Source organism: Dysosmobacter sp. Phy (assembly GCF_054476235.1).
This window is the reverse complement of record NZ_CM136997.1, coordinates 2399653-2425831: the sequence shown is the minus strand read 5'-3', so window position 1 is coordinate 2425831 and position 26179 is coordinate 2399653. Positions and strand designations below refer to the sequence as shown.

Annotated in this window: 27 protein-coding genes; 14 read left to right on the top strand and 13 right to left on the bottom strand. The window is 63.0% G+C overall.

Annotated elements, in window-relative coordinates; all coding sequences use genetic code 11:
• Positions 1–18: 18 nt before the first annotated feature.
• Positions 19–168 carry a 50S ribosomal protein L33 gene (rpmG, locus tag ACVDHE_RS11960; protein ID WP_213038240.1) on the bottom strand — a complete coding sequence of 50 codons (150 nt, stop codon included), beginning with the start codon at positions 166–168 and terminating at the stop codon, positions 19–21.
• 203 nt (positions 169–371) lie between these two features.
• Entirely contained in the window at positions 372–959 is a 588-nt protein-coding gene (locus ACVDHE_RS11955) for a GNAT family N-acetyltransferase (protein ID WP_458884695.1), read from the bottom strand.
• Between the two features lie 144 nt (positions 960–1103).
• Here ACVDHE_RS11955 and ACVDHE_RS11950 point away from each other — a divergent pair, with 144 nt between their 5' ends.
• Complete coding sequence (locus ACVDHE_RS11950; protein WP_458884694.1) at positions 1104–1811, top strand: M15 family metallopeptidase; 708 nt, start codon at positions 1104–1106, stop codon at positions 1809–1811.
• A 17-nt stretch (positions 1812–1828) separates the two neighbouring features.
• On the top strand, positions 1829–2248 hold the full coding sequence (gene ruvX, locus ACVDHE_RS11945; protein ID WP_418725599.1) for a Holliday junction resolvase RuvX: 420 nt from the start codon (positions 1829–1831) through the stop codon (positions 2246–2248).
• Between the two features lie 60 nt (positions 2249–2308).
• Here the strand turns inward: ruvX and ACVDHE_RS11940 are convergent, their stop codons facing one another.
• The 4 genes from ACVDHE_RS11940 to ACVDHE_RS11925 all read right to left on the bottom strand — a co-directional run bounded on the left by ACVDHE_RS11940 (position 2309) and on the right by ACVDHE_RS11925 (position 5806).
• Complete coding sequence (locus ACVDHE_RS11940; RefSeq protein WP_213038236.1) at positions 2309–2719, bottom strand: hypothetical protein; 411 nt, start codon at positions 2717–2719, stop codon at positions 2309–2311.
• Positions 2703–2936 (bottom strand): helix-turn-helix transcriptional regulator, encoded by a 234-nt coding sequence (locus tag ACVDHE_RS11935; protein WP_213038235.1) that lies wholly within the window; start codon positions 2934–2936, stop codon positions 2703–2705. The genes ACVDHE_RS11940 and ACVDHE_RS11935 overlap by 17 nt, the downstream gene beginning before the upstream one ends.
• A gap of 152 nt (positions 2937–3088) precedes the next feature.
• Positions 3089–4369, bottom strand: coding sequence for an FUSC family protein (locus ACVDHE_RS11930; protein ID WP_213038234.1), 1281 nt, complete (start codon positions 4367–4369; stop codon positions 3089–3091).
• A gap of 15 nt (positions 4370–4384) precedes the next feature.
• On the bottom strand, positions 4385–5806 hold the full coding sequence (locus tag ACVDHE_RS11925; RefSeq protein WP_458884693.1) for a hypothetical protein: 1422 nt from the start codon (positions 5804–5806) through the stop codon (positions 4385–4387).
• Between the two features lie 139 nt (positions 5807–5945).
• Here ACVDHE_RS11925 and ACVDHE_RS11920 point away from each other — a divergent pair, with 139 nt between their 5' ends.
• Positions 5946–6683, top strand: a complete 738-nt coding sequence (locus ACVDHE_RS11920; RefSeq protein ID WP_458884692.1) for a sulfite exporter TauE/SafE family protein — start codon at positions 5946–5948, stop codon at positions 6681–6683.
• A gap of 72 nt (positions 6684–6755) precedes the next feature.
• On the opposite strand, the gene ACVDHE_RS11915 is transcribed toward ACVDHE_RS11920, so the two are convergent.
• Positions 6756–7319, bottom strand: coding sequence for a phosphoribosyltransferase family protein (locus ACVDHE_RS11915; protein ID WP_213038231.1), 564 nt, complete (start codon positions 7317–7319; stop codon positions 6756–6758).
• A 311-nt stretch (positions 7320–7630) separates the two neighbouring features.
• Here ACVDHE_RS11915 and gdhA point away from each other — a divergent pair, with 311 nt between their 5' ends.
• The 3 genes from gdhA (at position 7631) to ACVDHE_RS11900 (ending at position 9934) form a co-directional block, all read left to right on the top strand.
• Positions 7631–8980: an NADP-specific glutamate dehydrogenase gene (gene gdhA, locus ACVDHE_RS11910; RefSeq protein ID WP_458884691.1), complete on the top strand. Its 1350-nt coding sequence runs from the start codon at positions 7631–7633 to the stop codon at positions 8978–8980.
• A 169-nt stretch (positions 8981–9149) separates the two neighbouring features.
• Positions 9150–9362, top strand: a complete 213-nt coding sequence (locus ACVDHE_RS11905; RefSeq protein ID WP_213038229.1) for a 4Fe-4S binding protein — start codon at positions 9150–9152, stop codon at positions 9360–9362.
• On the top strand, positions 9359–9934 hold the full coding sequence (locus tag ACVDHE_RS11900; RefSeq protein ID WP_458884690.1) for a 4Fe-4S binding protein: 576 nt from the start codon (positions 9359–9361) through the stop codon (positions 9932–9934). Before ACVDHE_RS11905 ends, ACVDHE_RS11900 begins: the two co-directional genes overlap by 4 nt.
• A 92-nt stretch (positions 9935–10026) precedes the next feature.
• On the opposite strand, the gene ACVDHE_RS11895 is transcribed toward ACVDHE_RS11900, so the two are convergent.
• From ACVDHE_RS11895 to ACVDHE_RS11880, 4 genes are all read right to left on the bottom strand, one after another.
• Entirely contained in the window at positions 10027–11268 is a 1242-nt protein-coding gene (locus ACVDHE_RS11895; protein ID WP_458884689.1) for a threonine synthase, read from the bottom strand.
• A 71-nt stretch (positions 11269–11339) separates the two neighbouring features.
• On the bottom strand, positions 11340–11561 hold the full coding sequence (locus ACVDHE_RS11890) for a hypothetical protein (protein WP_418724749.1): 222 nt from the start codon (positions 11559–11561) through the stop codon (positions 11340–11342).
• A 72-nt stretch (positions 11562–11633) separates the two neighbouring features.
• Positions 11634–13109, bottom strand: a complete 1476-nt coding sequence (locus ACVDHE_RS11885; protein WP_458884688.1) for a pyridoxal-phosphate dependent enzyme — start codon at positions 13107–13109, stop codon at positions 11634–11636.
• 3 nt (positions 13110–13112) lie between these two features.
• On the bottom strand, positions 13113–13793 hold the full coding sequence (locus ACVDHE_RS11880) for a helix-turn-helix transcriptional regulator (protein WP_458884687.1): 681 nt from the start codon (positions 13791–13793) through the stop codon (positions 13113–13115).
• A gap of 182 nt (positions 13794–13975) precedes the next feature.
• Here ACVDHE_RS11880 and ACVDHE_RS11875 point away from each other — a divergent pair, with 182 nt between their 5' ends.
• From ACVDHE_RS11875 to ACVDHE_RS11840, 8 genes are all read left to right on the top strand, one after another.
• Positions 13976–15385 (top strand): YgeY family selenium metabolism-linked hydrolase, encoded by a 1410-nt coding sequence (locus ACVDHE_RS11875; RefSeq protein ID WP_213038223.1) that lies wholly within the window; start codon positions 13976–13978, stop codon positions 15383–15385.
• A 281-nt stretch (positions 15386–15666) separates the two neighbouring features.
• Entirely contained in the window at positions 15667–16857 is a 1191-nt protein-coding gene (ygeW, locus tag ACVDHE_RS11870; protein WP_458884686.1) for a knotted carbamoyltransferase YgeW, read from the top strand.
• A gap of 103 nt (positions 16858–16960) precedes the next feature.
• Positions 16961–17896 carry a carbamate kinase gene (gene arcC, locus ACVDHE_RS11865; protein WP_213038221.1) on the top strand — a complete coding sequence of 312 codons (936 nt, stop codon included), beginning with the start codon at positions 16961–16963 and terminating at the stop codon, positions 17894–17896.
• A 271-nt stretch (positions 17897–18167) separates the two neighbouring features.
• Positions 18168–19439 (top strand): BMP family ABC transporter substrate-binding protein, encoded by a 1272-nt coding sequence (locus ACVDHE_RS11860; protein ID WP_213038220.1) that lies wholly within the window; start codon positions 18168–18170, stop codon positions 19437–19439.
• A 137-nt stretch (positions 19440–19576) separates the two neighbouring features.
• On the top strand, positions 19577–21154 hold the full coding sequence (locus tag ACVDHE_RS11855) for an ABC transporter ATP-binding protein (protein WP_458884685.1): 1578 nt from the start codon (positions 19577–19579) through the stop codon (positions 21152–21154).
• Positions 21151–22260: an ABC transporter permease gene (locus ACVDHE_RS11850; RefSeq protein ID WP_325224983.1), complete on the top strand. Its 1110-nt coding sequence runs from the start codon at positions 21151–21153 to the stop codon at positions 22258–22260. The genes ACVDHE_RS11855 and ACVDHE_RS11850 overlap by 4 nt, the downstream gene beginning before the upstream one ends.
• Positions 22257–23243: an ABC transporter permease gene (locus ACVDHE_RS11845; RefSeq protein WP_213038217.1), complete on the top strand. Its 987-nt coding sequence runs from the start codon at positions 22257–22259 to the stop codon at positions 23241–23243. Before ACVDHE_RS11850 ends, ACVDHE_RS11845 begins: the two co-directional genes overlap by 4 nt.
• A 179-nt stretch (positions 23244–23422) precedes the next feature.
• On the top strand, positions 23423–24112 hold the full coding sequence (locus ACVDHE_RS11840) for a phosphatase PAP2 family protein (protein ID WP_325224987.1): 690 nt from the start codon (positions 23423–23425) through the stop codon (positions 24110–24112).
• A 104-nt stretch (positions 24113–24216) separates the two neighbouring features.
• On the opposite strand, the gene folD is transcribed toward ACVDHE_RS11840, so the two are convergent.
• Positions 24217–25059: a bifunctional methylenetetrahydrofolate dehydrogenase/methenyltetrahydrofolate cyclohydrolase FolD gene (folD, locus tag ACVDHE_RS11835; RefSeq protein ID WP_458884684.1), complete on the bottom strand. Its 843-nt coding sequence runs from the start codon at positions 25057–25059 to the stop codon at positions 24217–24219.
• Entirely contained in the window at positions 25040–26167 is a 1128-nt protein-coding gene (gene lgt / locus ACVDHE_RS11830) for a prolipoprotein diacylglyceryl transferase (RefSeq protein ID WP_458884683.1), read from the bottom strand. Before lgt ends, folD begins: the two co-directional genes overlap by 20 nt.
• Positions 26168–26179 lie beyond the last annotated feature (12 nt).

The window sequence follows — 26179 nt, the reverse complement described above, 5'->3', positions numbered from 1 at the left end:
CTTTTTTCGTAAGTGGGATCACTTGGTCTCGCTGTGGAGCGTGTGCTTCTTGCAGAAGGGGCAATACTTGTTCAGTTCCAGCTTGTCCGGCGTGTTCTTCTTGTTCTTCATGGTATTGTAGTTTCTCTGCTTGCACTCGTTGCATCTCAAAGTGACTTTCACGCGCATCTAACGGCACCTCCTTATTATTGGTATCCTTCCCGGCTGGCCGGGGATACCGACTGCCTCCCTGCGTTGGAAAAGGCGCCTCTTGCCGCGGCTGAAAAGCGAAAAAAGCGCACAACAAAAAAGCCCTTTTTCACAGGTAACAAAGATTGTAGCACAGTTCCCGCCGCCGGTCAACTGTTTTTTCCGAAAAATTGTCAGACTTTTCAGGGTCTTTCCAGAGGGCCGGAAAAGTCCGCCAAAACCGCCTCTACCTGCGGACGCGGCAGCGTGTCCAGGGGCACCGGCAGCAGCGGAGACGCCCCCCGGGGCGAGAGCTCCCTTACGTACCACAGCACGTCGTGCCAGTCTCCATTCTTATAGCCTGCCCGGTCCTGTACCGCCAGCAAACGAAAGCCCATGGCAGTGTGGAGGGCCTGGCTGGCGGGGTTGGGAGAGGTCACCAGGGCGTGGGCCGTCAAGACTCCCTGCATGGTCAGAAGTTCCATCAGCGCCCCGTACAGCCGCTGCCCCAGGCCCCGGCGGCGGACCGCACGGTCCAGGTACACCGACAGCTCCGCGTTCCACTGGTAGGCCGCCCGCTCCATGTGGCGGTGGGCGTAGGCGTAGCCCAGGATCTGCCCATCCTCCTCCCACACCAGGTACGGGTATATCTCCAGGATGCCCGTGATCCGGGCGGCGAATTCCGCCTCGGTGGGCAGGGTATATTCAAAGGTAATGGATGTATCGATATACTGGCCGTAGATGGCCAGCAGTGCCGCCGTGTCGGCGGTGGTTGCCATGCGGATGCCCATGGGCGGGTCCTCCCTTTCCACACATGAAAATATACTTCCCCGTTTTACCACAGTCCGGCCGCCAATGCAAGCGTCTTGCACCGGGGCGGGGGGTGTGGTATCATGAAACCGACCTACCCGCGCCCACTGGAAAGGAGGCCCGCCATGAGACGGCACATCCTCCCCCTGCTCCTGGCCGCCGCGCTGCTGGCGGCCGGCGGCTGCACTTTGCGGGCCCCCGCTCCCCCGGAGCCGGAGGAGCCCGCGGAAATCATACAGGATACGCCGGAAATCCCGCCGGAGCCAGCTGATCCCGCGCCGGATGCGCCGGAGCCCGGCGACTTCGTGCGGGTCCGGGACTACCTGCCCCAGGTGGGCGTGGACCTGCGCTACGCCGGGACGGACAACTTCACCGGCCAGGTCATCTACGGGTTCACCGACGCCTGCCTCCGGTACGGCACCGTGGAAAAGCTCTCCCGGGCCCAGGAGGCCCTGGAGGAACAGGGGTTCTCCCTGCTGATCTGGGATGCCTTCCGGCCCGTGGAGGCCCAGTTCCGCCTCTGGGAAGTCTGCCCCGACCCGGTGTACGTGGCCGATCCCGAGACCGGCTTCTCCTCCCACAGCCGGGGCAACACCGTGGACGTGACCCTGACGGACCTGGAGGGGAACGATGTGGAGATGCCCAGCGGCTTTGACGACTTCTCCCCTCTGGCGGACCGGGATTACAGCGATGCCTCTCCAGATGCCGCCGCCAACGCAGCGCTGCTGGAGGACGTGATGGAGGAATGCGGCTTCCGGCCGTACAGCGGCGAGTGGTGGCACTTCACCGATACCGACGACTACCCCGTGGAGGAGGACTTCTTCCCGGGCTGAGAAAGGAACGAGCAACTATGCGCATCATGGCCATCGACTACGGCGACGCCCACACCGGCGTGGCCGTCTCTGACCCCACCGGCTTCCTCACCGGCTTCACCACCGTCATTGACGCCTACCGCCCGGAGGCGGTGGCGGAGCGGATCGCCGCCCTGGCGGCGGAGCACGGGGCGGAGGAACTGGTGCTGGGCCACCCCATCAACATGGACGGCACCCAGGGCCCCCGCTCCGAAAAAGCCCATGCCATGAAGGCGCTGCTGGAGCAGGCCACCGGCCTGCCGGTGGTGCTGTGGGACGAGCGGCGCACCACCATCGACGCACACCAGATCCTGATGGGCGCTGGCAAAAACGCCAAAAAGCGCAAAAAGGTGGTGGACGCCGTGGCGGCGTCGCTGATCCTGGAGGGATACCTCACCTATAAAAAGAGCCACGGATAAGGAAGAGCGGCGGCCCGCTGGGCCGCCGCTCCGTCTGTTTTTGCCCGTACCGCGAGGCTCTCACATCCGCTTCTCATAGTAGAGGTTGGTGCCCAGCAGGATCAAAAACGCCGCCAGCAGCACCAGACACAGCGTCAAAAGCGCCGCGGCCACCAGCTGGGAGCGCCAGAGCCCGTAGGCCGCCATCAGCGCCACCGCCGCCAGCATGCAGCCATCCACCAGCAGCTGATACGCCCGCCAGGCGCTTTTGCGGCTTACCGCCCGGTCCCGCTCGTCAGGCGCCGCGGCACGGCACATCTGCCGGTCCGCGGAGCGGACGAAGTCCGCCCATCCCAGCGCCAGCATCAGCACCATGCTCACCGCCAGCTTCACCGAGACGCCCCGCAGCGCCATGGTCACGCCGCAGGCAGCCGCCAGGATCACGCATATCAGTCCCCCGACAAAGCTCCTGCGGTCACAGATCTTCTTCATATTCCCGGTCCTCCCGTTCCCTGTTCTCCGCCAGGCAGTACAGATCCTCCACCGTGGTGCCGAACAGCTGCGCCATCCGGTAGGCCAGCAGCAGCGAGGGGTTGTACTGCTCCTTTTCCAGGGAGATGATGGTGCGGGCAGACACATGGACTGCATCCGCCAGCTGCTGCTGGGTCATGCCCGCCGCCGTGCGCAGCTCCCGCACGCGGTTTTTCACGGCGCATCCCTCCCCTTTCCCTGTTTATGAAGTTTCCTTCACGTGAAGTTTGCTTCATATTACACCCATACCGCCTTTCTGTCAAGCCCCGGAGCGACGCGGCCGGACAGAAAAAAAGGCCGCCCGGCGGGCGGTCTTTTTCTCTCGCTGTCTCAGGCGCTCCGGTCCCGCTGCCACAGCAGCGGTTCGAACATCCGCTCCAGGGCCTTCACCGCCTCGGCGCCGCCCTTGACCAGCACGTCTCCCTGCCCCGGCAGGCTGCTGAGCATGACGCTCTTCTCCACGTGCAGGTCCGCCTTGAGCTGCTCCAGCATGGTCTGCCGGGAGGCGGACTTCTCGTAGACCTTCAGATAGCTGAACCCCGGGTACTCCGGCGCCGCGTCCAGCCGCACCTTCACCTGCTCCGTCAGGCCCGCCGCCGCCAGGGCATCGTACAGGGCCCGGATCCTCTCTGTCCGGTCCACGCCCATGAGGTAGAGGATGGGGCACTCCTGAAAGTACTCCCGGCTGACATAGTTGCGGTAGGGGGACACCCGGCACTTCTCGTACACGTCCCGCTCCGCCTCGTTGCGCAGCTCCCCGTAGTAGATCAGCAGCACGTCGTCCTGGACGCCATTGAGGAAGCAGTGGACCCCCTGCTCCTCAAAGACCCGGCAGCAGGCCATGGCCAGGTCCTGGGGCAGCAGCAGGGTGTGAAGAAAGGTCTTTTTTTCCAGGTCAAACATGGCGGCGCCGTCCATGACGATCACCGGCAGCCGCAGCCGCAGACCCTGGGCCGCCTCCCGGACGGAGGCGGGGGTCCGGACCGTGGACACGGTGAACAGCAGACCGGCGTCCAGCATCCGGTTCAGCCGCACCCGGCTGGCGGGCGCCAGGGTCTCGCCGCCCACATCCATCAGCACCCCGTCCAGCCCGGAGACGAACAGGGTGTCCCGGCACTTGCGCCGGGGCAGCTGGAAGGCGTTGACGCCGATGCCCACGGCGATGCCCAGCAGGGTCTCCACCACGCGGTTCCACACGAAGATCCAGGGGTTGGGGTCGGTGATGTGGGTGACGGTGATGCTCAGCAGCACCACGCAGGAGAGGGACGCCGCGTTGGCCGCCTTCAACGCCACGGACCCCCACAGGGTGGGCAGGATCAGCGCCGCGATCAGCACATAGCCCGCCAGGGTCCCCCGGATGTCCAGCAGGTAGACCTCGATCAAAATGGCCAGAGCGCCGGCGGCGGAGCCGATGAAGGTGCCGGTGATCCGCTGGAGAGCCATGCGCCGGGTGTCCTCCACATAGGGCTGGACGCACAGCAGCGCGGCGATGGAGGAGTAGATCCGCATCTCCTCCCGGTTCACCAGCATGGACACCAGCAGGCAGATCAGTACCGCCGCCGCGGACTTCACCATCCGCAGTCCCACATGGGGCAGAGCGTGGTCGTGCATAGGCCCTCCCTTCTCTCAGTCCTGGTCCCGCTCCACCTTCTCCGGCGGCCGGTCCAGCTGCCAGGGGTCGTGGAGCAGGGCGTGGAGGCAGCGCATGGCGGCGGCGTAGTAGAAGCCGTCCACGATGCGCTCGTCGGTGACGTAATTGCAGTCCACATACTTGCGCAACACCACGGTGCCGTCCCGCCGGGTCTCGTAGACCTTGCGCTTGCGGCCCATGGAGCAGAACACCGGCACGTTGCCGAAGTCATAGAGATGGTGGTAGATGGGCGGGATGCCCAGCGACGCCATAGAGGTGATGTACAGCGACCCGTGGAAGGGGGACAGGTCCGTCAGGGACCGGGGCAGGCAGCCGAAGTAGTCCGCCGTCTGCAAGATCGTCACCAGGGCTTTCAGGGCCAGTCCCGGCACCAGGTTGAAAATGCCTGCCAGGGCGTCGAAAGAGGTGTCCTGGGGGGCGTTTTTCACCTCCAGTACCTTTTCGTGGAACCGGCGGTAGACGGTCTCCGCCGTGTCGGCGGCGTCAAAGGTCACCTTGATGACCGTATCCGGGGAGTCCGTGGACATCTCCTTCTTCACAGTCATGTTCACCTGGATCTCCCGGTCCCGGGCGTAGATCTTCTGCCCGGCGATGAAGCGGTTGAGGCCCGGATAGGCGGCGCAGGTGCGCACGTAGGCCGCCAGCAGCGCGTGGAGCAGGCCGAAGCCCTCCAGTCCCGCCTGGCGCTTTTCCTGGATGTAGCGCTCCAGATTGGTGACCTCCAGGGTGTCCTCCAGGAAGTTCTGGGAGGTGTTGCGGGTCTTCATGATGTAGGGGGACACGGAAAAGATGGGCGACAGGGTCCGCACCCGGCGGCCGTCGCTGCGGTCCCCGAAGCGGCGGACATACTCCCCCTCCGCCGGGATATGGCGCCGCATCCCCAACGAGGCGCACAGCAGCGACGCCATGCAGCACAGCACGCTGACCTCCGGCAGCCACGCGTGGAGGGGCCAGCCCTGCTTGCCCAGCAGATCCTCCACGATCAGGTGGTACAGCAGCGGCAGGCCGAAGAGGAACCAAAGGGGGATCTGGGTGGGCACCCGGCCCGTCACCGTGGCGGTGTACAGCACGGCCACCAGGGCATACAGGCACAGGCACAGCACCGTGTGGATGAGGGAGGGGAACGTGAATGCCTTAACGGCGAAAAACACGCACCCCAGCCACACCGCCGCGGCGGTGCGGTAGATCCGGTCCCGTCCGGAACCCAGAAGCGTCAGCGCGAACAGCACGTTTGCCGCGATAGGCAGGAGGATTTGGAGCCAGAGCGTCGGGCGGGAGACCGCGACCTCCCCGCAGGCCCAGACGATGCGCACCACTGCCGAACAAACCATCAGCAGCGCCGACAGGACCGCCGGGAAACTCTGCCCCGGCAGCCGGTAAACCACTCGTTTCGACATATTCATAAAAATATTATATCACAATCTGGGAAATTTGGGAAGAAAGGAGAGGCTCCCTCTGGCTTTTTTGCGCCGGGCGCTGTATAATATCCCACGGCGGCCCGCCCCGCCCCTGATCCAAACACCGGAGGGATGACCCATGGATATTCCGCTGATCCTGTATATCTTCGTCTGCATCACGGTCTCGTTCATCATCAAGGGCCTGGTGGGCTTCGGAGATCCCCTGCTGTACACGCCGCTGCTGTCGGTGTTCCTGCCCAACAGCACCATCACCCCGGGCATGCTGCCGGTTTCCCTGGTGCTCAATGCCCGGGTGGTATGGAAAAACCGCGCCCACTTCTCCCCCCAGCTGGTGCTGCCCATCGCCGCCTTCGTGATGCTGGGCATCATCCCCGGCACGCTGCTGCTGCGCTACGGCTCCCCCTCCGTGCTGAAGCTGCTGCTGGGTCTGGTGATCATCGCCATGGGCGCGGAGATGCTGACCCGGAAGCCCGGGACCGGAAAGCCCAGCGCCCTGCTGCGCAGCGTCATGTCCTTCCTCTCCGGCGTCACCGCCGGGCTCTTCGGCATCGATCTGCTGTTCCTGGCCTATCTGGAGCGGGTGACCCAGCGGCGGGAGGAGTTCCGGGGCAATGTGTGCTTCGTCTTTATCATCGAGGGCGTGTTCCGCACCGTCCTGTACATCTGGAGCGGGATGTTCAGCCGGGAGAGCCTGCTGCTGAGCCTGATCGCCCTGCCGGCCTCCCTCCTGGGCATGGGGATCGGCGCGCTGCTGGACAGACGGGTCAGCGACCGGCTGTCCCACCGGTTCATCATCTATGTGTTCATTCTGGGCGGCGTCAGCACCTCCGTGTACGCCCTGCTGCAGCTGCTCTGATAAAAAGAAAAGAGGGCCCCGCGGCCCCCGGTAAAACAGCGCGCCGTTCCGAAAGGAACGGCGCGCCTCTTTTTATTCCTTCACAGTGCCGTCGGCGTTGAACACCGGCAGCTTCTCCAGGAAGCGGATATCGGAGCGGTCCGCCGCGGCACCCTCGGCCAGCACGGCCACCCGGCCGGTCACGGTGCCGCCGGCCTGCTCTACCAGAGCCTCCATGGCATGGAGGGAGCCGCCGGTGGAGATCACGTCGTCCATCAACAGGACCCGCTTGCCCCGGATCAGGTCCGCATCGTCCCGGCCCAGGTACAGCGCCTGCTCACCGGCGGTGGTGATGGACTTGTCCACCACCCGCAGGGGATCCGGCATATAGGCCTTGGGGCCCTTCCGGGCGATGAAATACTTTGCCGCTCCGGACTGACGGGCCATCTCATGGATCAGGGGGATGCTCTTGGCCTCCGCCGTCAGCATGTAGTCATAGCTGTCCGCCGGGACCAGCTTCAAAAGTTCCCGGGCACAGGCCACGGTCAGCTCCGCGTCGCCGAAAACAATGAATGCACCGATGTACAGATCATCGGTGACCTTACAGATGGGCAGTTCCCGTTTCAATCCCGCCACCGTCATGGGATAGGTATGCATAGCCGATCCTCCCTCAATGTGTTTCCTCACAGAACATAGGGCGCCCGCAGGCTGCCAGAAATATTATACAATGCCTGCCGGGAAAGTCAAGGATGAGCCGTGGGAATCTCACGCAGCCGATGTCTGTTGTCTGATGCCAGCAGATTGCACAAAACAACAGGTTCTTTTTTTCTGTCAAACGGCATGTAATTGTTTGATTTGCCGAAATCAGCCCTTGTTTCCGGTTAAGATTCGTGCTAAACTATCTAATAGAAGGTTACAGGAAAAACGTGCGCGACCAGCAATCGCCAAATTTGAGGAGGTTATCGCATATGAACGCCTATCTTGCCAGTGTGATTGAGAACGTCAAGACCAAGCATGCGGGCGAGCCTGAATTTGTCCAGACCGTGGAGGAGGTCTTTTCCTCCCTGGAGCCTGTGATCGAAAAGCATCCGGAGTATGAGAAGGCCGACCTTCTGAACCGGATGGTGGAGCCGGAGCGGATGTTCACCTTCCGCGTGGTGTGGATGGCCGACGACGGCTCCTGGCATACCAATATCGGCTACCGCTGCCAGTTCAACGGCGCCATCGGCCCCTACAAGGGCGGCCTGCGGTTCCAGAAGAACGTATACCCCGGCATCATCAAGTTCCTGGGCTTTGAGCAGATCTTCAAGAACTCCCTGACCGGCCTGCCCATCGGCGGCGGCAAGGGCGGCTCTGACTTCGACCCCGCCGGCAAGTCCGACGCCGAGGTCATGCGCTTCTGCCAGAGCTACATGCAGGCGCTCTATCGCTATATCGGGCCCGACGTGGACGTGCCCGCCGGCGACATGGGCGTGGGTGCCCGGGAGATCGGATATCTCTACGGCGAGTACCGCCGCCTCAAGGGCAGCTTTGAAAACGGCGTCCTCACTGGTAAGGGCTTCTCCTACGGCGGCAGCCTGATCCGTCCCGAGGCCACCGGCTACGGCGCGGTGTACTATCTGGAGAACGTCCTCAAGCACGAGGGCGAGGATATCAAGGGCAAGACCATTGCCTGCGCGGGCTTCGGCAACGTGACCTGGGGCATCTGCAAGAAGGCCACGGAGCTGGGCGCCAAGGTGGTCACCCTCTCCGGCCCCGACGGCTACATCTACGATCCCGACGGCGTGGCGACGCAGGAGAAGATCGACTATCTGGTGGAGATGCGCGGCAGCGGCCGGAACCTGGTGAAGGACTACGCGGACAAGTTCGGCGTGGAGTTCCACCCGGGCGAGAAGCCCTGGGGCGTGAAGGTGGATATCTGCATGCCCTCCGCCATGCAGAATGACGTCCATATGGAACACGCCCAGAAGATTGCCCAGGCCGGCGTGAAGTATTACATCGAGGTGGCCAACATGCCCACCACCAACGACGCGCTGAAGTTCCTGATGGACCAGCCCGGCGTCATCGTGGCGCCCAGCAAGGCCGTCAACGCCGGCGGCGTGGCGACCTCCGCCCTGGAGATGGCCCAGAACAGCGAGCGGCTGGTGTGGACCGCCGAGGAGGTCGACAAGCAGCTCAAGCAGATCATGAACACCATCTATCAGATGAGCGTGGACGCCGCCGAGAAATACGGCCTGGGCTACAACCTGGTGGCCGGTGCCAACATCGCGGGCTTCCAGAGAGTGGCCGACGCCATGATGGCCCAGGGCATCTTCTAAACGCTTCCCCCAAACCTGTTATGGACCGCAGCCGGGCCGCCCCGAAAGGGGCGGCCCGGCTTTTGTACGCCTCTTGTCCGCCGATCCCCCGGGGCGTCCTGTGACTTTGTCACGGTCCCGGACGGAGGCGGGCGCATATAATGGGACCATCAAGTTTGGGAGGGCGTTTATGGAGACGAGACAGCGGAGACGGCGGAAGGCCTTTGTGGAGGAGCGGGACTGCGTGGCCTGCGGGTGCTGCGTGAAGGTGTGCCCCCTGGGGGCCATCTCCGTGCGGCGGGGCGTGGCCGCCCAGGTGGACGTGGAGAAGTGCGTGGGCTGCGGCAAGTGCGCCCGGGAGTGCCCCGCCTCCGTCATTTCCATTCAGGAGGTGCAGGTATGAGCAGGCACTGGTACGACTACCTTTGGATAGCGTCTCTTACTTACCTGGTTTTGGGCTTTTTCAACATTCTCTTCGCCTGGCTGGGACTGCTGTGCTTCTTCATCCCGCTGCTGATCGCCCTGGTCAAGGGCAGCAAGGGCTACTGCAACCGCTACTGCGGCCGGGGGCAGCTGTTCGCCCTGCTGGGCGGGCGGCTGGGCCTGTCCCGGAAGCGGGACATCCCCGGCTGGATGAAGAGCAAATGGTTCCGCTACGGTTTCCTCATCTTCTTTTTCATCATGTTCTTCCAGATGCTCTGGACCACGTATCTGGTCTTTTCCGGTGCGGCGGACCTGCGGCAGGCGGTGACGCTGCTGTGGACCTTCCGTCTGCCCTGGCACTGGGCCTATCACGGCACGCTGCTGCACCCGGGCGTCGCCCAGTTCGCCTTCGGGTTTTACAGCGTGATGCTGACTTCCACGGTGCTGGGTCTGGTGACCATGGTGCTGTTCAAGCCCCGCAGCTGGTGCGTCTACTGCCCCATGGGCACCATGACCCAGCTGATCTGCAAGGCAAAGAGCGGAAAACAGTAACGCTCTATACACAACAAGGAAGCGGGCGGTCCGCCGGGGACCGCCCGCTTCAAAAACGCCCCGGGACGCGAAAGCGCCCCGGGGCGTTCGGTTTATTCCACTACCACGCCGTGCTCGGCGAAGGCTTTGAGCAGCAATTCCATGTCGGAGGGGATGGAGATGGGTTCCCCGGCGGCCTTGATGGCGTTGGCCACGTCCTTGAGGCCGTTGCCGGTGACCACGGACACCACGGTGTCGTCCTTCCCGATGACGCCCTGCTCGCAGAGCTTCTTCACACCGGCGGTGCCGGTGACGCCGGCAGGCTCGCCGAACACGCCGCAGGTCCGGCCCAGCAGCTGCTGGGCGGCCATGATCTCCTCGTCGGTGACGTTGACGGTGAGACCACCCGACTCCCGGATGGCCATGAGGGCCTTGTCGGCGTTGCGGGGCACGCCCACGGCGATGGAGTCGGCCAGGGTGTTCTCCTCCGTGGGATGCCAGGGCTCCCCGGTCTCGATGGCGCGGTTCAGGGGGCAGCAGCCCGCCGCCTGGGCGGAGATCAGCCGGGGCAGGCGGTCGATGAAGCCGATGGCGTACAGGTCCTTGAGGCCCTTCCAGAGACCGGCGATGGTGCAGCCGTCGCCCACGGAAATGGCGATGTAGTCCGGCACCTGCCAGTCCAGCTGCTCCATGATCTCCAGGGCCACGGTCTTTTTGCCCTCAGAGAGGTAGGGGTTGATGGCGGCGTTGCGGTTGTACCAGCCCCACTTGTCGATGGCCTGCTTGGACAGTTCAAAAGTCTCCTCGTAGCTGCCCTGGACGGAGATGACGGTGGCGCCGAAGGTCATCAGCTGGGCCACCTTCCCCTTGGGGGCACGGGAGGGCACAAAAATATAGGTCTTGAGACCTGCCGCCGCGGCGTTGCCCGCCAGGGACGAGGCGGCGTTGCCGGTGGAGGAGCAGGCGATCACCTTGGCCCCGGCCTCTCTGGCCTTGGCCACGGCCATGGCGCTGGCCCGGTCCTTGAGGGAGGCGGTGGGGTTCTGGCCGTCGTCCTTGACCCACAGCTGCTTGAGGCCCAGCTGCGCCGCCAGACGGGGCTCCTCATAGAGGGGGCTCCAGCCCACCCGCAACGGCGTGGGCTCGGTGGTCTCCTCGATGGGCAGCAGCTCCCGGTAGCGCCACATGGTCCGCTCCGCCCGGGCCGCCAGCTTCTCCTTGGTCAGCTGAGACTTGATGTAGTCGTAGTCGTAGGTGATATCCAGGATGCCGCCGCACTCGCAGGTGGTGAGGTCCGGCGTGGCCGGATAGGTCTTGCCGCACTTGACGCACTTGCCGTATAAGACGTTTTTCATAAGGTTACTCCTCTTTTATAACTCGATCATCTTCCGGAAAATTTTTGAGTGGATTCGTATGCTGGAAAGTATCATTTCTTATTCTGTAAGCGCATAAATGCGCACCACGCCAAGGCAGGTACCGTCAAAACCAGCCAGCACAGTGCCCCAATCCGGGCCTTATCCTGCTGTTCCTCCGTCGGTACCGATTCAAATGAGCCGTGAAACAACCAAATCAGGCCAAACAGCACCAAAAAGCCAACCAACATGATGGAGACATCCCAGAAGGCCCGCTTCCACGGCATTCTCCTCATACATACTCCTTCCTCCAAAAGAAGCAGAGGGCGGGGCAAAAGCCCCGCCCCTGAGGCGTTCTCTGTGCGCTTTTACAGGTTCTTCAGCAGTCCGGTGGCCTCGTTGAACTCGTTGATGAGGTCGTCCAGATCCTTGGCCTGCTTGTGGACGGCGTCCCAGGTGCCCTCGGTGTCGTACCACAGGGCGTTGAGCTCCTTCACGTCCCGGGCCTGCTGCTCCACCCAGGTGTAATACTTGAGGTTGTGGACCCGCTTGCGGTCGGCGTAGGTCAGCTCCATCAGGTTGTCGGTCTTGAGGCCCAGCATATGCAGGGCGTGGTCCAGGGCCGCCTCATGGGCGTTGTAGGCGCCATACTGCTCATTGAGCTCGTCGATGCGGCTGCGGTACATGACCGCGGAGTCGGTCAGGACCGTGCCCACCACATCGTGCTCGGTCAGCTCGTAGTACTTGGCCATCTTGATGCAGCACAGGACATTGGCAATGCCGGAGATGCCAAGCCACGTGAGCTTCTCGATCAGCGCGGGGTCCAGCTTCAGAACATCCTTCAAATAGGCCTGGCCCTCGGGGGTGTTGAACAGGCGCAGCAGGCGCTGGGAGTCCTCGTCGTCGATGGCGATGGCCATGTCGGTGTTCTTGACGTTGTGGATCCAGGGGATGTGCTTGTCGCCGATGCCCTCGATCCGGTGGCCGCCGAAGCCGTTGTTGAGAATGGTGGGGCACTGGAGCGCCTCGCCCACGGCCAGCTTCAGGTGGGGATACTTCTCCTTGAGCAGGTCGCCGGCGCTCATGGTGCCGGCGGAGCCGGAGGTGAAGGCAGCGGCGGCGAACCGGTCTCCGGGGCGTTTGATGGCCTCGAACACGTCCGCCAGGGCGTTGCCGGTGACATTGTAGTGCCACAGGGGATTGCCCATCTCCTCGAACTGGTTGAAGATCATGTACTGGGGATCCTGACGCAGCTCCCAGGTCTTGTCGAAGATCTCCTTGACGTTGGACTCGCAGCCGGGGGTGGCGATGACCTCGGCGCCGATCTCGTGGAGCCAGTCAAACCGCTCCTGGCTCATCTCCGCCGGCAAAATGGCAACGCCCTGAGCGCCCAGCAGCGCGGAGTTGAAGGCGCCGCCGCGGCAGTAGTTGCCGGTGGAGGGCCAGACCGCCTTGTGGATGTTCACGTCAAACTGGCCGGTGACCAGACGGGGGGCCAGGCAGCCGAAGGAAGCGCCAACCTTGTGGCAGCCGGTGGGGAACCACTTGCCCACCATGGCAATGATCCGGCAGGGCACGCCGGTCAGCTCGGAGGGAAGCTCGATGTAGTTGGGCACCGCCTGGAAAAGGCCCCCGCTCTCCTTGGCCTCGTTCTTCCAGGTGATACGGAACAGGTTCAGAGGATTCACGTCCCACAGGCCCACGTTCTTGAGCTTTTCCTGGATCTTCTCGGGGATGGTCTCCGGGTGCTCCATCTGCGCGATGGTAGGAATGATGATGTTGTTCTCCTTCGCCTTGGCAAGGTTGTGCTCCAGGCCCGTCTTGTTGATAGTCAGATCGATCATACTTCACTTGCCCTCCTGTTGTTTCGTGTCGATATAGGAATATAAGGTGTACTTGGAGATGCCGAAATACTTGGCGATCTTGTCGCCGGACTTGGTGATGAGGAATGCCCCGTTTTCATTGAGGAACCGGATGGCCTTCACCTTATCCTCCTTGTTCATCAGCGCCGCGGGCTTGCCCACCAGCGACACCGACTGCTGGATCAGCTCCTCCAGCAGGTCGCTGACGTTGACGATCCGCTCCGGCTCCGGCTGGGGCTGATCCCCGGTGGACACCAGCTCATGGAGCGCGTCATCCACCATCAGCAGGCGGGAGATGTCGTAGTTGATGGCCAGGATGCCGGACACCTTTCCCTTGCTGTTGCGGATATAGATGGTGGAGGATTTGAGGATCTTCCCATCCGGAGTCTTGGTCAAATAGCACAGGTGGTCCCTGGGCTGGGGATCGTTGGTGGCCAGCTGTTCGATCACCACATAGGAGGCCCCGTCGCCCACCTTCCGGCCGGTGACGTGCCCGTTCTCGATGGCCACGATGGTATGGTCCGCATGACGGCTCAGGTCGTGGACCACCACCTCGCAGCTGCTGCCGAACTGCGCCGCGATGCCCGCCGCCACCTGCTTGAGCAGTTCCAGTTTTCCGCTTTCTATGGAGCGCCCCTCCTTTTCGTGTTTTTTCGTAAAATACATCCAATAAACCATTTTCATCATACCACAGTTTTTTCGGAAATCAACCACTTTTTCAAAAAAATTTTTTGGTTTTCAAATTTTTTGTTTGACAAGTGAATTTCTTATGCTATGATAGAGACAGATAGAGGAAGAACCAACCAGGGACAAACCATACATACATTATTTTAATGGAGGGCAGCGTTATGGATTTCGAAGCGATCAAGCGTGCGGCAGAGGGCTACAAGGCGGAGATGTCCCGCTTCCTGCGGGATATGATCTCCCACCCCAGCGAGAGCTGCGAGGAGAAGGACGTCGTCATGTGCATCAAGGCCGAGATGGAGAAGCTGGGCTTTGACAAGGTCGAGATCGACGGCCTGGGCAACGTCATCGGCTGGATGGGCGACGGCGAGAAGATCATCGCCATCGACTCCCACATCGACACCGTGGGCATCGGCAACATCAACAACTGGGAGGCCGACCCCTACAAGGGCTACGAGACCGACGACGTGATCTACGGCCGCGGCGGCTCCGACCAGGAGGGCGGCATGGCCTCCGCCGTGTACGGCGCCAAGATCATGAAGGATCTGGGCCTGATCCCCGCCGGCTACAAGATTATGGTCGTGGGCTCCGTCCAGGAAGAGGACTGCGACGGCATGTGCTGGCAGTACATCGTCAACAAGTACTTCTCCAGCAAGGAGGAGGCTCAGAAGAAGATCGAGTTCGTCATCTCCACCGAGCCCACCGACGGCGGCATCTACCGCGGCCACCGCGGCCGTATGGAGATCCGCGTGGACGTGAAGGGCGTCTCCTGCCACGGCTCCGCTCCCGAGCGCGGCGACAACGCCATCTACAAGATGGCCGACATTCTCCAGGACGTCCGCGCCCTGAACGAGAACGACGACGCCGACGCCACCGAGATCAAGGGCCTCGTCAAGATGCTCAACCCCAAGTACAACCCCGAGCACTACGAGGACGCCCGCTTCCTGGGCCGCGGCACCTGCACCACCAGCCAGATCTTCTACACCTCTCCCTCTCGCTGCGCCGTGGCGGACAGCTGCGCCATCTCCATCGACCGCCGCATGACCGCCGGCGAGACCTGGGACTCCTGCCTGCAGGAGATCCGGGACCTGCCCTCTGTCAAGAAGTACGGCGACGACGTGAAGGTCAGCATGTACATGTACGACCGTCCCGCCTGGACCGGCACCGTCTATGAGACCGAGTGCTTCTTCCCCACCTGGATCAACAAGGAGAGCGCCGCTCACGTCCAGGCTCTGATCGACGCCCACCACGCCCTGTACGGCGACGAGCGCATCGGCCACGCCGACGCCGAGCCCAAGTACGACGCCATGCACCTGCGTCACCGTCCCCTGACCGACAAGTGGACCTTCTCCACCAACTGCGTGTCCATCCAGGGCCGGTACGGCATCCCCTGCGTGGGCTTCGGCCCCGGCGCCGAGTCTCAGGCTCACGCCCCCAACGAGATTACCTGGAAGCAGGATCTGGTCACCTGCGCCGCCGTGTACGTGGCCGCTGTGAACCTCTACAAGGAGGAGAACAAGACCGCCGACGTCACCGAGTTCCGCCAGAGTCTGACTGATAACGTCATCCAGTGAGACGTTCTCGAGGGGGAGCAGGCTCCCCCTCGACCTCCCCCACCACCAGTGACGCCGCGTCACTGGTGTGTGCGCCCAAGGCGCACGGGTCAATGGATTTTTGCCACGTACACGCCGCGGCAAAAATGATTGAACTCCCTTGATTTGCCTGCGGCAAATCAACCGGGAGAACCCTTAGGTTCCCCCTGGCCCCCCTCCGGAGAAAACGGGGCGGAGATCCACATACCGGCCATTTGCTGTAATATTCACTGTAATTACATACTTGATAAGGAGAGCTGACTATGTCTAAGACCATCGAGCTGGCCAAGCATCTGGAAACCCTGCACATCAACAACATGTACAAGTCCGACTTCTACTGGACCTGGGACAAGACCGACGAGGAGCTGGACGCCATCTTCACCGTGGCCGACGCCCTGCGGGACCTGCGTGAGCGCAACAAGTCCACCCGGATCTTCGACTCGGGCCTGGGCATCTCCATCTTCCGCGACAACTCCACCCGCACCCGCTTCTCCTTCGCCTCCGCCTGCAACCTGCTGGGCCTGACCGTCCAGGATCTGGACGAGAAGAAGAGCCAGATCGCCCACGGCGAGACCGTCCGTGAGACCGCCAACATGGTCTCCTTCATGGCCGACGTCATCGGCATCCGGGACGACATGTTCATCGGCGAGGGCCACAAGTATCAGAAGACCTTCATGGACGCCGTGAAGGAGGGCTACCGCGACGGCATCCTGGAGCAGCAGCCCACCCTGGTGAACCTGCAGTGCGACGTGGACCATCCCACCCAGTGCATGGCCGACATGCTGCACATCATCCATGAGTTCGGCGGCGTGGAGAACCTCAAGGGCAAGAAGATCGCCATGACCTGGGCCTACAGCCCCTCCTACGGCAAGCCCCTGTCCGTGCCCCAGGGCGTCATCGGCCTGATGACCCGCTTCGGCATGGACGTGGTCCTGGCCCATCCCGAGGGCTATGACGTCATGCCCGAGGTGGAGGAGATCGCCAAGAAGAACGCCGCCGCTACCGGCGGCAGCTACAAGAAGGTCGCCACCATGGAGGAGGCCTTCGACGGCGCCGACATCGTCTATCCCAAGTCCTGGGCTCCCTTCGCCGCCATGGAGCAGCGCACCAAGCTGTATCAGGCCGGCGATCAGGCTGGCATCGACGCCCTGGAGAAGCAGCTGCTGGCTCAGAACGCCCAGTTCAAGAACTGGAGCTGCACTGAGGAGATGATGAAGCGGACCAAGAACGGCAAGGCCCTGTACATGCACTGCCTGCCCGCCGACATCACCGGCCTGAGCTGCAAGGAGGGCGAGGTGGACAACTCCGTGTTCGACCGCTACATCAACCCCCTGTACAAGGAAGCCAGCTACAAACCCTATATCATCGCCGCCATGATCATGATGAGCAAGGTGAAGGACCCCGTGTCCGCCCTGATGGCTCTGGACGGCGCCGACAAGCGCAAGCGCTTCTAAGATTCTGAAATATTTTCGAGACTTTTCGGTTTTGGCGGGAATAGCATGCTTATTCCCGCCAAAACTATCAGATAGTCTGACTATGTAAAGGGGATACACCATTATGGGCAAACGGATCGTCATCGCCCTGGGCGGCAACGCCCTGGGCAACAACCTGCCGGAGCAGATGGCCGCCGTGAAGCACACGGCCAAGGCCATCGCCGACCTGATCGAAGAGGGCCACGAGGTCGTGGTGGCCCACGGCAACGGCCCCCAGGTGGGCATGATCAACATCGCCATGACCACTCTGTCCCGCGAGGACAAGAGCCACCCCATCGCCCCCATGTCCGTGTGCACGGCCATGAGCCAGGGCTATATCGGCTACGACCTGCAGAACTCCCTGCGGGAGGAGCTGCTGGACCGGGGCATCCACAAGCCGGTGGCCACCATCCTGACCCAGGTCCAGGTGGACCCCCAGGATCCGGCCTTCCAGAACCCCACCAAGCCCATCGGCACCTTCATGACCGAGGAGGAGGCCGAGGAGATGCGCCGCCGCGGCAACGCCGTGATGGAGGACGCCGGCCGCGGCTGGCGCCGCTGCGTGGCCTCTCCCAAGCCCAAGGCCATCGTGGAGATCGAAACCATCCGGGCCCTGGTGGACGCCGGACATGTGGCCGTGGCCTGCGGCGGCGGCGGCATCCCGGTCTACAACACCGAGGGCAACCACCTCAAGGGCGCGGGCGCTGTCATTGACAAGGACTTCGCCTCTGAGCTGCTGGCGGAGGAGCTGGACGCGGACGCACTCATCATCCTCACCGCCGTTGAAAAGGTGGCTGTCAACTTCGGCAAGCCCGACCAGCAGTGGCTGGACCACCTGACCCCGGCCGAGGCCAAGAAGTACGAGGCGGAGGGCCAGTTCGCCCCCGGCTCCATGCTGCCCAAGGTCCAGGCCGCCGTGAAGTTCGCCGAGTCCAAGCCCGGCCGCACGGCCCTGATCACCCTGCTGGAGAAGGCCAAGGACGGCATTGCCGGAAAGACCGGCACCTCGATCTCCCAGTGATCTGCGCCGCCCTCCGGGCGGAAAGGTCGATCTGTGAGATTTCTACAAGGAGAGCGGATCATCCGCTCTCCTTTTTTGTTTTTTCAATTTATTTTTTGTCGATTTTTAACAAAGGTTAACCTATCTGAACGGATTTTTTATGGTCCATCCAACGATAAAAATCAAAAATTTAGTTGAATTTTTTTCCGGGAACTTGTATGATGTCAGTAGGCAAAGTCATCCCTGTAAGTCCCTACAAGCTGTTCCAACGATTTTGAAGGAGGAAAACAGAATGAAGAAGTTTCTTGCACTGCTTCTCGCCCTGCTGATGGCGCTCTCCCTGGTAGCCTGCGGCGGCGGGGACGACACCGCGACTGAGGAAGAAACCACTACGGACGACACCGCCACCGAGGAGACCGCCGTCGACGTGAAGATCGGCCTGATCTGCGTTCACGACATCAACTCCGGCTACGACGCCGCCCACATCGAGGGCCTGACCGCCGCCTGCGAGGCCATGGGCATCGACGTGGACAGCCAGGTGATCATGAAGTACAACATCGCCGAGGACCAGAACTGCTACGACGCCGCCGTGGACCTGGCGGAGCAGGGCTGCAACATCATCTTCTCCGACTCCTACGGCCATCAGACCTACATGCTCCAGGCCGCCCGTGAGTACAGCGATATCACCTTCGTCTCCTGCACCGGCGACCAGGCCGGCGTTGCGGGTCTTGACAATTTCAAGAACATCTTCCCCTACACCTATGAGTCCCGCTATGTCTCCGGCGTCGTGGCCGGCATGAAGCTCAAGGAGCTGATGGACGCCGGCACAGTCACCGATCCCTATGTGGGCTACGTGGGCGCCTTCCCCTACGCCGAGGTGGTCTGCGGCTACACCGCTTTCCTGCTGGGCATCCAGTCCATCGTCCCCGAGGCCCACATGGACGTGCAGTACACCAACTCCTGGTATGATCCCGTGGCTGAGGGCGAAGCTGCCAACACCCTGATGGCCCGCGGCTGCGTCATCATCGGCCAGCACGCCGACTCCACCGGCGCTCCCTCTGCCGTCCAGGAGGCTCTGGACAAGGGCACCGTGGCCTACTCCGTGGGCTACAACATCGACATGCTGTCCGTGGCTCCCACCGCCGCCCTGACCTCCGCCCAGAACAACTGGTCCGTCCTGTACCAGGCCACTCTGGAGAAGTTCGTGGCCGGCGAGGAGATCCCCGCCGACTACGCCACCGGCATTGCCGACGGCGCCGTCATGATCTCCGCTCTGGGCGAGAGCTGCGCCGAGGGCACTCAGGAGGCCGTTGACGCCGCCTGGGCCGGCATTACTGACGGCAGCCTGAAGGTGTTTGACACCTCCAAGTTCACCGTGGGCGGCGAGACCGTCACCGAGTATGAGGTCAACTTCTCCATCATCGACTTCGCCACCGGCGACGTGGTGTTCGAGGGTCCCACCGAGAACGTCATCGCCGACGGCGCCTTCCAGGAGTCCGTGTACCGCAGCGCTCCCTACTTCGACCTGCGCATCGACGGCATCACCGAGCTCAACAACAACTAAATTCCGACCGAAAAGGGGGCTGCCCTGGGGCAGCCCCTTTTTCCAAACTCCCTTCGCGGCAGGCAGGCCGCCGGGGTCTTTTCCCTTTTCTTTTCCCTCCGGAGGGCACGCCTGAACTAAAAGAAAGGAAGATTCGCTTGGAACAAACCTACGCCATTCAAATGAAGCACATCACCAAGCGGTTCGGCAAGGTGGTCGCCAATGACCACGTCTCGCTGGACATCAAACGAGGAGAGATCCTGTCTCTGCTGGGCGAAAACGGCAGCGGCAAGACCACCCTCATGAACATGCTGGCCGGCATCTACTTCCCCGACGAGGGCGAGATCCTGGTGAACGGCCAGGCCGTCACCATCGCCTCCCCCAAGGACGCTTTCGACTGCGGCATCGGCATGATCCACCAGCACTTCAAGCTGGTGGACGTGTTCACCGCCGCGGAAAACATCGTCCTGGGCCTGGAGGGCAGGCAGAAGCTGGACCTGAAGGCCGCGGCCGCCAGGATCAACGAGATCTGCGACAAGTACGGCTTTGTGATCGACCCCAATAAAAAAGTCTACAATATGTCCGTCTCCGAAAAGCAGACCGTGGAGATCGTGAAGGTTTTGTACCGGGGCGCGGACATTCTGATTTTGGATGAGCCCACCGCCGTGCTGACCCCTCAGGAGACGGACCGGCTCTTCGACGTCATGCGCAACATGAAGGCCGACGGCAAGGCCATGGTCATCATCACCCACAAGCTCAACGAGGTCATGGAGGTCTCCGACCGGGTGGCGGTGCTGCGCAAGGGCCAGTACATCGGCGACGTGGCCACCGCCGACACCAATCCCCAGAAGCTGACCGACATGATGGTGGGCCACGCCGTCACGCTGAACATTGACCGGCCCCTGGTGGAAAACCGCCACCTGCGGCTGGAGGTCAAGGACCTGACGGTGCTGAGCGCCGACGGGGTCAAGGCCCTGGACCACGTGTCCTTCGAGGCCTTCGGCGGCGAGATCCTGGGCATCGCGGGCATCGCGGGCAGCGGCCAGAAGGAGCTGCTGGAGGCCATCGCCGGCCTCCGCCCCACCCAGCCCGGCTCCCACGTCATCTACCATCCCCCCGCGCCCGACGAGCCCATCGCCGGCACCCACGCCCCCGTGGACCGCGCGGGCGAGGAGCTGCTGGGCAAGACCGCCCGGCAGATCCACAGCATCGGCGTGTCCATGGCCTTCGTGCCGGAGGACCGGCTGGGCATGGGCCTGGTGGGCTCCATGGGCATGGTGGACAACATGATGCTCAAGACCTACCGCTCCGGCGCCGGTCCCCTCCTCAACCGCAAGCCCCCCCGGGAGCTGGCGGAGAAGGTGAAGACGGAGCTGGACGTGCTGACCCCCAGCCTCAACACCCCTGTCCGCCGCCTCTCCGGCGGCAACGTGCAGAAGGTGCTGGTGGGCCGGGAGATCGCCCAGGAGCCCTCCGTGCTGATGACGGCCTACGCCGTCCGGGGCCTGGACATCAACACCTCCTACACCATCTACAACCTGCTGACGGCGGAAAAGCTCAAGGGCGTGGCCGTGGTCTACGTGGGCGAGGATCTGGACGTGCTGCTGGAGCTGTGTGACCGGATCCTGGTACTCTGCGGCGGACAGGTCAGCGGCGTCGTGGACGCCCGGACCACCACCAAGGAGGAAGTGGGTCTGCTGATGACCAAGTTCAGAAAGGAGGGCGCGGCGGTATGAGCCAGGTCAAGCAACACAAGGAGCCTCTGCTCCGCATCGCCAAGCGGGACGCCATCGCCACGCCCAAGGCGTGGGGCATCCGCGTGATCGGCGTGATTTTGTCCCTGGTGGTCAGCGGCCTGTTCATCTTCGCGGTCACCAAGCTGAACCCCGTGCAGGTGTATGAGGCCATCTTCGACGGCGCCTTCGGTACGGAGCGCCGGTCCTGGGTCACCATCCGGGACGCCATGATGCTGCTGTGCATCGGCGTGGGCCTGGCCCCCGCCTTCAAGATGAAGTTCTGGAACATCGGCGCCGAGGGTCAGATCCTCATCGGCGGCGTCATCACCGCCGGCATCATGCGGGCCTACGGCAGCGCGCTGCCCACCCCCGCGCTGCTGGTGGTCATGGCGGTGGTGAGCCTGCTGTGCGGGTGCCTCTGGGGCGTGATCCCCGCTGTGTTCAAGGCCGTCTGGAACACCAACGAGACCCTGTTCACCCTGATGATGAACTACGTGGCCATCCAGATCACCAGCTACTGCGTGGCCATGTGGGAAAACCCCATCGGCTCCAACACCGTGGGCGTCATCAACCAGATGACCGGCTACGGCTGGTTCCCGGCGGTGCTGGGCCAGAATTATGGGCTCAACGTGATTTTGGTGCTGGCCCTGACCGTGGGCATGTACATCTACCTCAAGCACTCCAAGCAGGGCTATGAGATCTCCGTGGTGGGCGACTCTGAGAACACCGCCCGCTACGCCGGCATCAACGTCCGGAAGGTCACCATCCGCACCATGGCCATCTCCGGCGCCATCTGCGGCCTGGCAGGCTTTATGGAGGTGGCGGGCGTCAGCCACACCATCTCCACCGCCACTGCCGGCGGCCGGGGCTTCACCGCCATCATCGTGGCGTGGCTGGCCAAGTTCAACACCTTCGTCATGATCCTGATCTCCTTCCTGCTGGTCTTTTTGCAGAAGGGCGCCATCCAGATCGCCTCTCAGTTCAACCTCAACGACTACGCCTCCAACATCATCACCGGCATCATCCTGTTCTTCATCCTGGGCAGTGAGTTCTTCATCAACTACCGGGTCATCTTCCGTGGCAGAAAGGAGGCCGAGGAAAAATGAATGAAGTGGTCATCCGTCTGCTGCAATCCTCCATCTGCTTCGGCACCGTCATCATGTACGGCGCCATCGGCGAGATCCTGACGGAGAAATCCGGCAACCTGAACCTGGGCGTCCCGGGCATCATGTACCTGGGCGGCATCTCCGGTCTGGCGGCGGCCTTCTTCTACGAGGGCAGCACCGCCTCTCCCTCCGCCATCCTGTGCGTGCTGATCTCCCTGGTGGCGGCCTTCGCGGCCTCGGCCCTGGGCGGCCTGCTGTACAGCTTCCTGACCATCACCCTCCGGGCCAACCAGAACGTCACCGGCCTGACCCTGACCATCTTCGGCGGGGGCCTTGCCAACTTCTTCGGCGGCAGCCTCAACACCATGGCCGGCGGCGTGGGCCAGATCTCCGTCTCCGCCACCAGCGCCGCCTACCGGGCCACCATCCCCGGCCTGTCCGGCCTCGGGGTCGTGGGAAAGCTGCTGTTCAGCTACGGCTTCATGGTGTATCTGGCCATCATCATCGCCGTCGTCATGCACGTGTTCCTCAACCGCACCCGCCGGGGCCTGAACCTGCGGGCCGTGGGCGAGAACCCGGCCACCGCCGACGCCGCCGGCATTGACGTCACCCGCAACAAGTACCTGGCCACCTGTATCGGCGCCGGTATCTCGGGTCTTGGCGGATTGTACTACACCATGGACTACATCAAGGGCACCTGGGCCAACGACGGCACCATCGAGTCTCTGGGCTGGCTGGCCGTGGCCCTGGTCATCTTCGCCACCTGGCGCTCCGTCAACGCCATCTGGGGCTCCTATCTGTTCGGCTTCTTGTTCTGGGTATACCTCATCATCCCCGGCCTGGCCCGGAAGGACATCGAGCTGTTCAAGATGCTGCCGTACCTGGTCACCATCGCGGTGCTGATCATCACCTCCCTGCGGAAAAAGCGGGAGAACCAGCCCCCCGCCAGTCTGGGCCTTGCCTACTTCCGGGAGGAACGCTGACCCACGCAAAAGAGAGCCGCCGCAAGCGGCTCTCTTTTTTTGCGCCAAAGGGGTTAAAACCGCCGGGCGCCGGGCATCCTCTCTTCAGGACTGTTCAAAACGTTCACAATTTCTTTGCGGATTGTTCACGGAGCCGCTGGAAATCTGTGCTACCGTAGAGAAAAAAAGGAGGGGACACCATGAAACGGCTGCCGGAACGCAGGCTCGCCTATCTGCGGGAGCTGCGCTATGCCCTGTGGGTACCGGTGTATCTAATCTGCTTCTTCCTGCTGGAGCGGCTCATCACCGACGGATACTGGGCCACTCAGCTGCCTCTGGACCGGCTGATCCCCTTCTGCCCGCCTTTCGTGGTGTTTTACTGCCTGTGGTATCCCCTGCTGGTGGCCGTGGGCCTGTATCTGCTGGCGGCGGACCGGGCCGGGTTCCGGCGGTACATGGCCTTCCTGGCGGCCAGCTTTTTCCTGAGCCTGCTGATCTGGTTCCTGCTCCCCAGCGGCCAGGACCTGCGGCCGGACCTGACGGGCCGGACGGATCTCTTCTCCCGCTGGATCGCCGCGCTGTACACCGTGGACACCAACACCAACGTGTTCCCCTCGGTCCATGTGGTGGGGTCCATCGGCGCCGCCTGGGCCGTGTGGGACTGCCCCTCCCTGCGGCGCCGCCGGTGGCCCGGCGTCGCCGCCACGGCACTGGCCGTGTTGATCTGCCTGTCCACCGTGCTCATCAAGCAGCACTCCCTGCTGGACGCCGCGGGCGGCGCGGCTCTGGCGGCGGCGGTGGGCGCGGCGGTCTACCACCGCCAGCTGGTCCGGATCCGGCGGCGGGTCCGCGCCAACCTGCGTCTGCGGCGGGCGGCGGACGGCGCATGACGTCCTCCCCTGTTCCGATCCCGCATCCTGCGGCGGAACGGAGGCTGTATATAGAAAGAAGCGGCTGACGATCTCGTCAGCCGCTTCTTGTTGCCTGTTCTCCCTCACGCCCCGTGATTGCGGGCGGCGGTGAGGATGTTGGCCATCAGCATGGCCCGGGTCATGGGTCCCACGCCGCCGGGGACCGGGGTGATGTAGGAGGCCTTCTCCGCTACGGCGGCGTAGTCCACATCGCCGCAGAGCTTTCCCTCGGCATTGCGGTTCATGGCCACGTCGATGACCACGGCGCCCGCTTTCACCATATCGGCGGTGACCAGGCCCACCCGTCCCACGGCGGAGACCAGAATGTCCGCCTCAAGGGTGACGGCCGCCAGGTCCGGCGTCCGGGAGTGGCAGACAGTCACGGTGCCGTCCGCCTGGGTCAGCAGCATGGCCATGGGCTTGCCCACGATGTTGCTGCGGCCCAGCACCACGCACCGCTTCCCCGCCGGGGAAATGCCGTACTCTCTCAGCATCTCCATGACGCCGGCAGGGGTGCAGGGCAGAAACACCGGCGCGCCGATGGACAGCCGCCCCACGTTCACCGGGTGGAAGCAGTCCACGTCCTTGTCCGGGGCGATGGCGTTCAGGACCGCCTCCTCATCCAGGTGCTTCGGCAGGGGAAGTTGACATAAAATCCCGTCCACCGCATCGTCCCGGTTGAGCCGGTCCACCAGGGCCAGCAGCGCCTCCTGAGAGGTGCCGGCGTCCAGCTTGTGCTCAAAGCTGAGGAAGCCGCACTGGGCGCAGTCCCGCTCTTTTCCGTTTACATAAACACGAGAGGCCGGGTCGTCTCCCACCAGGATCACCGCCAGGCCGGGCCGGCGCCGCAGGCCCTCCGCCGCGGCCGCTGTCCGCTTTTTGACCTTCTCCGCCAGGGCCTTTCCGTCAATGATGGTCGCCGCCATGGGTGCCCTCCTTCTCCCGCTCGTCCGCAGAGCCGGCGGGGACTTCCTCCGCTTTGCTCTCCGGGGCCTCGGAGAGCTCCTCCGCGGGGACCGCCGCCTCGCCGGAGATCACCTCTTCTTTTGCAGAGGACGGCTGATCCGCCTGGGTGGAAGTCACCTCCGTCTCTGCAATCACACCGACGGGGTCGTTCTCACCGGCCTCCATGGCTCCGGCCACCTCGGCCTCCAGGGCGGCTTCCTCCGCCGCACGGGCCACCACGTTCACCAGCAGGTCCTCGGCGCTGCGCTTTTTGATCTTGATGTTGTAGAACAGCATCACCGCCGCCACGACCACCATGACCATGCTCAGGGCCTGGGACACCCGGATGGGAGAGCCCATAAAGGTCCAGTCGAAGAGGTACAGGCTGTCGGTCCGCAATCCCTCGATCCAGGCCCGGCCCAGGCCGTACCACAGGAAGTAGAACCAGGTGTTCTCGCCGTCGAACCGGCGGCCCTTGGAGATGATGAACAAAATCAGCATCAGCCCCACGAAGTTCCACAGGCTCTCATAGAGGAAGGTGGGGTGCACCTCGATGGACTGATAGCTGCTGATCCAGATCTTCATCCGCCAGGGCAGGTCCGTCAGTCCGCCGAAGGCCTCCCGGTTGATGAAGTTGGCCCAGCGGCCGATGCACTGGCCCGTCAGCAGTCCCAGCACCGCCAGGTCCGTCATGGCCCAGAAGTTCAGCTTCTTGTGCCGGGTGTAGAAGAAGGCCACCAGCACGCCGGCGATGACCGTGCCGTAGATGGCAAGCCCGCCGTCCCAAATGGCGATCATCTCGCCCCAGTTGAGGCTGCCGTCGGCGTTACGGTACAGGTCCAGGTAGAAGATCACGTAGTACAGCCGGGCGCCGATGATGCAGCAGGGCACCGCCCAGAGCACCATGTCCAGCACATTGTCCTCCGTGAGCCCGTAACGCTTGGCCTGCTTCATGCACAGCAGCAATCCCGCCAGCATGGCGATGGCCAGAATGATGCCGTACCAGTAGATCCCGTGGCCGATGTGGATGGCGATGGGGTCCGGATTGAACTCCCAATCCCCAAAGAGGCCCGGGAAGCTGATGGGCATGTCCGTTAAACC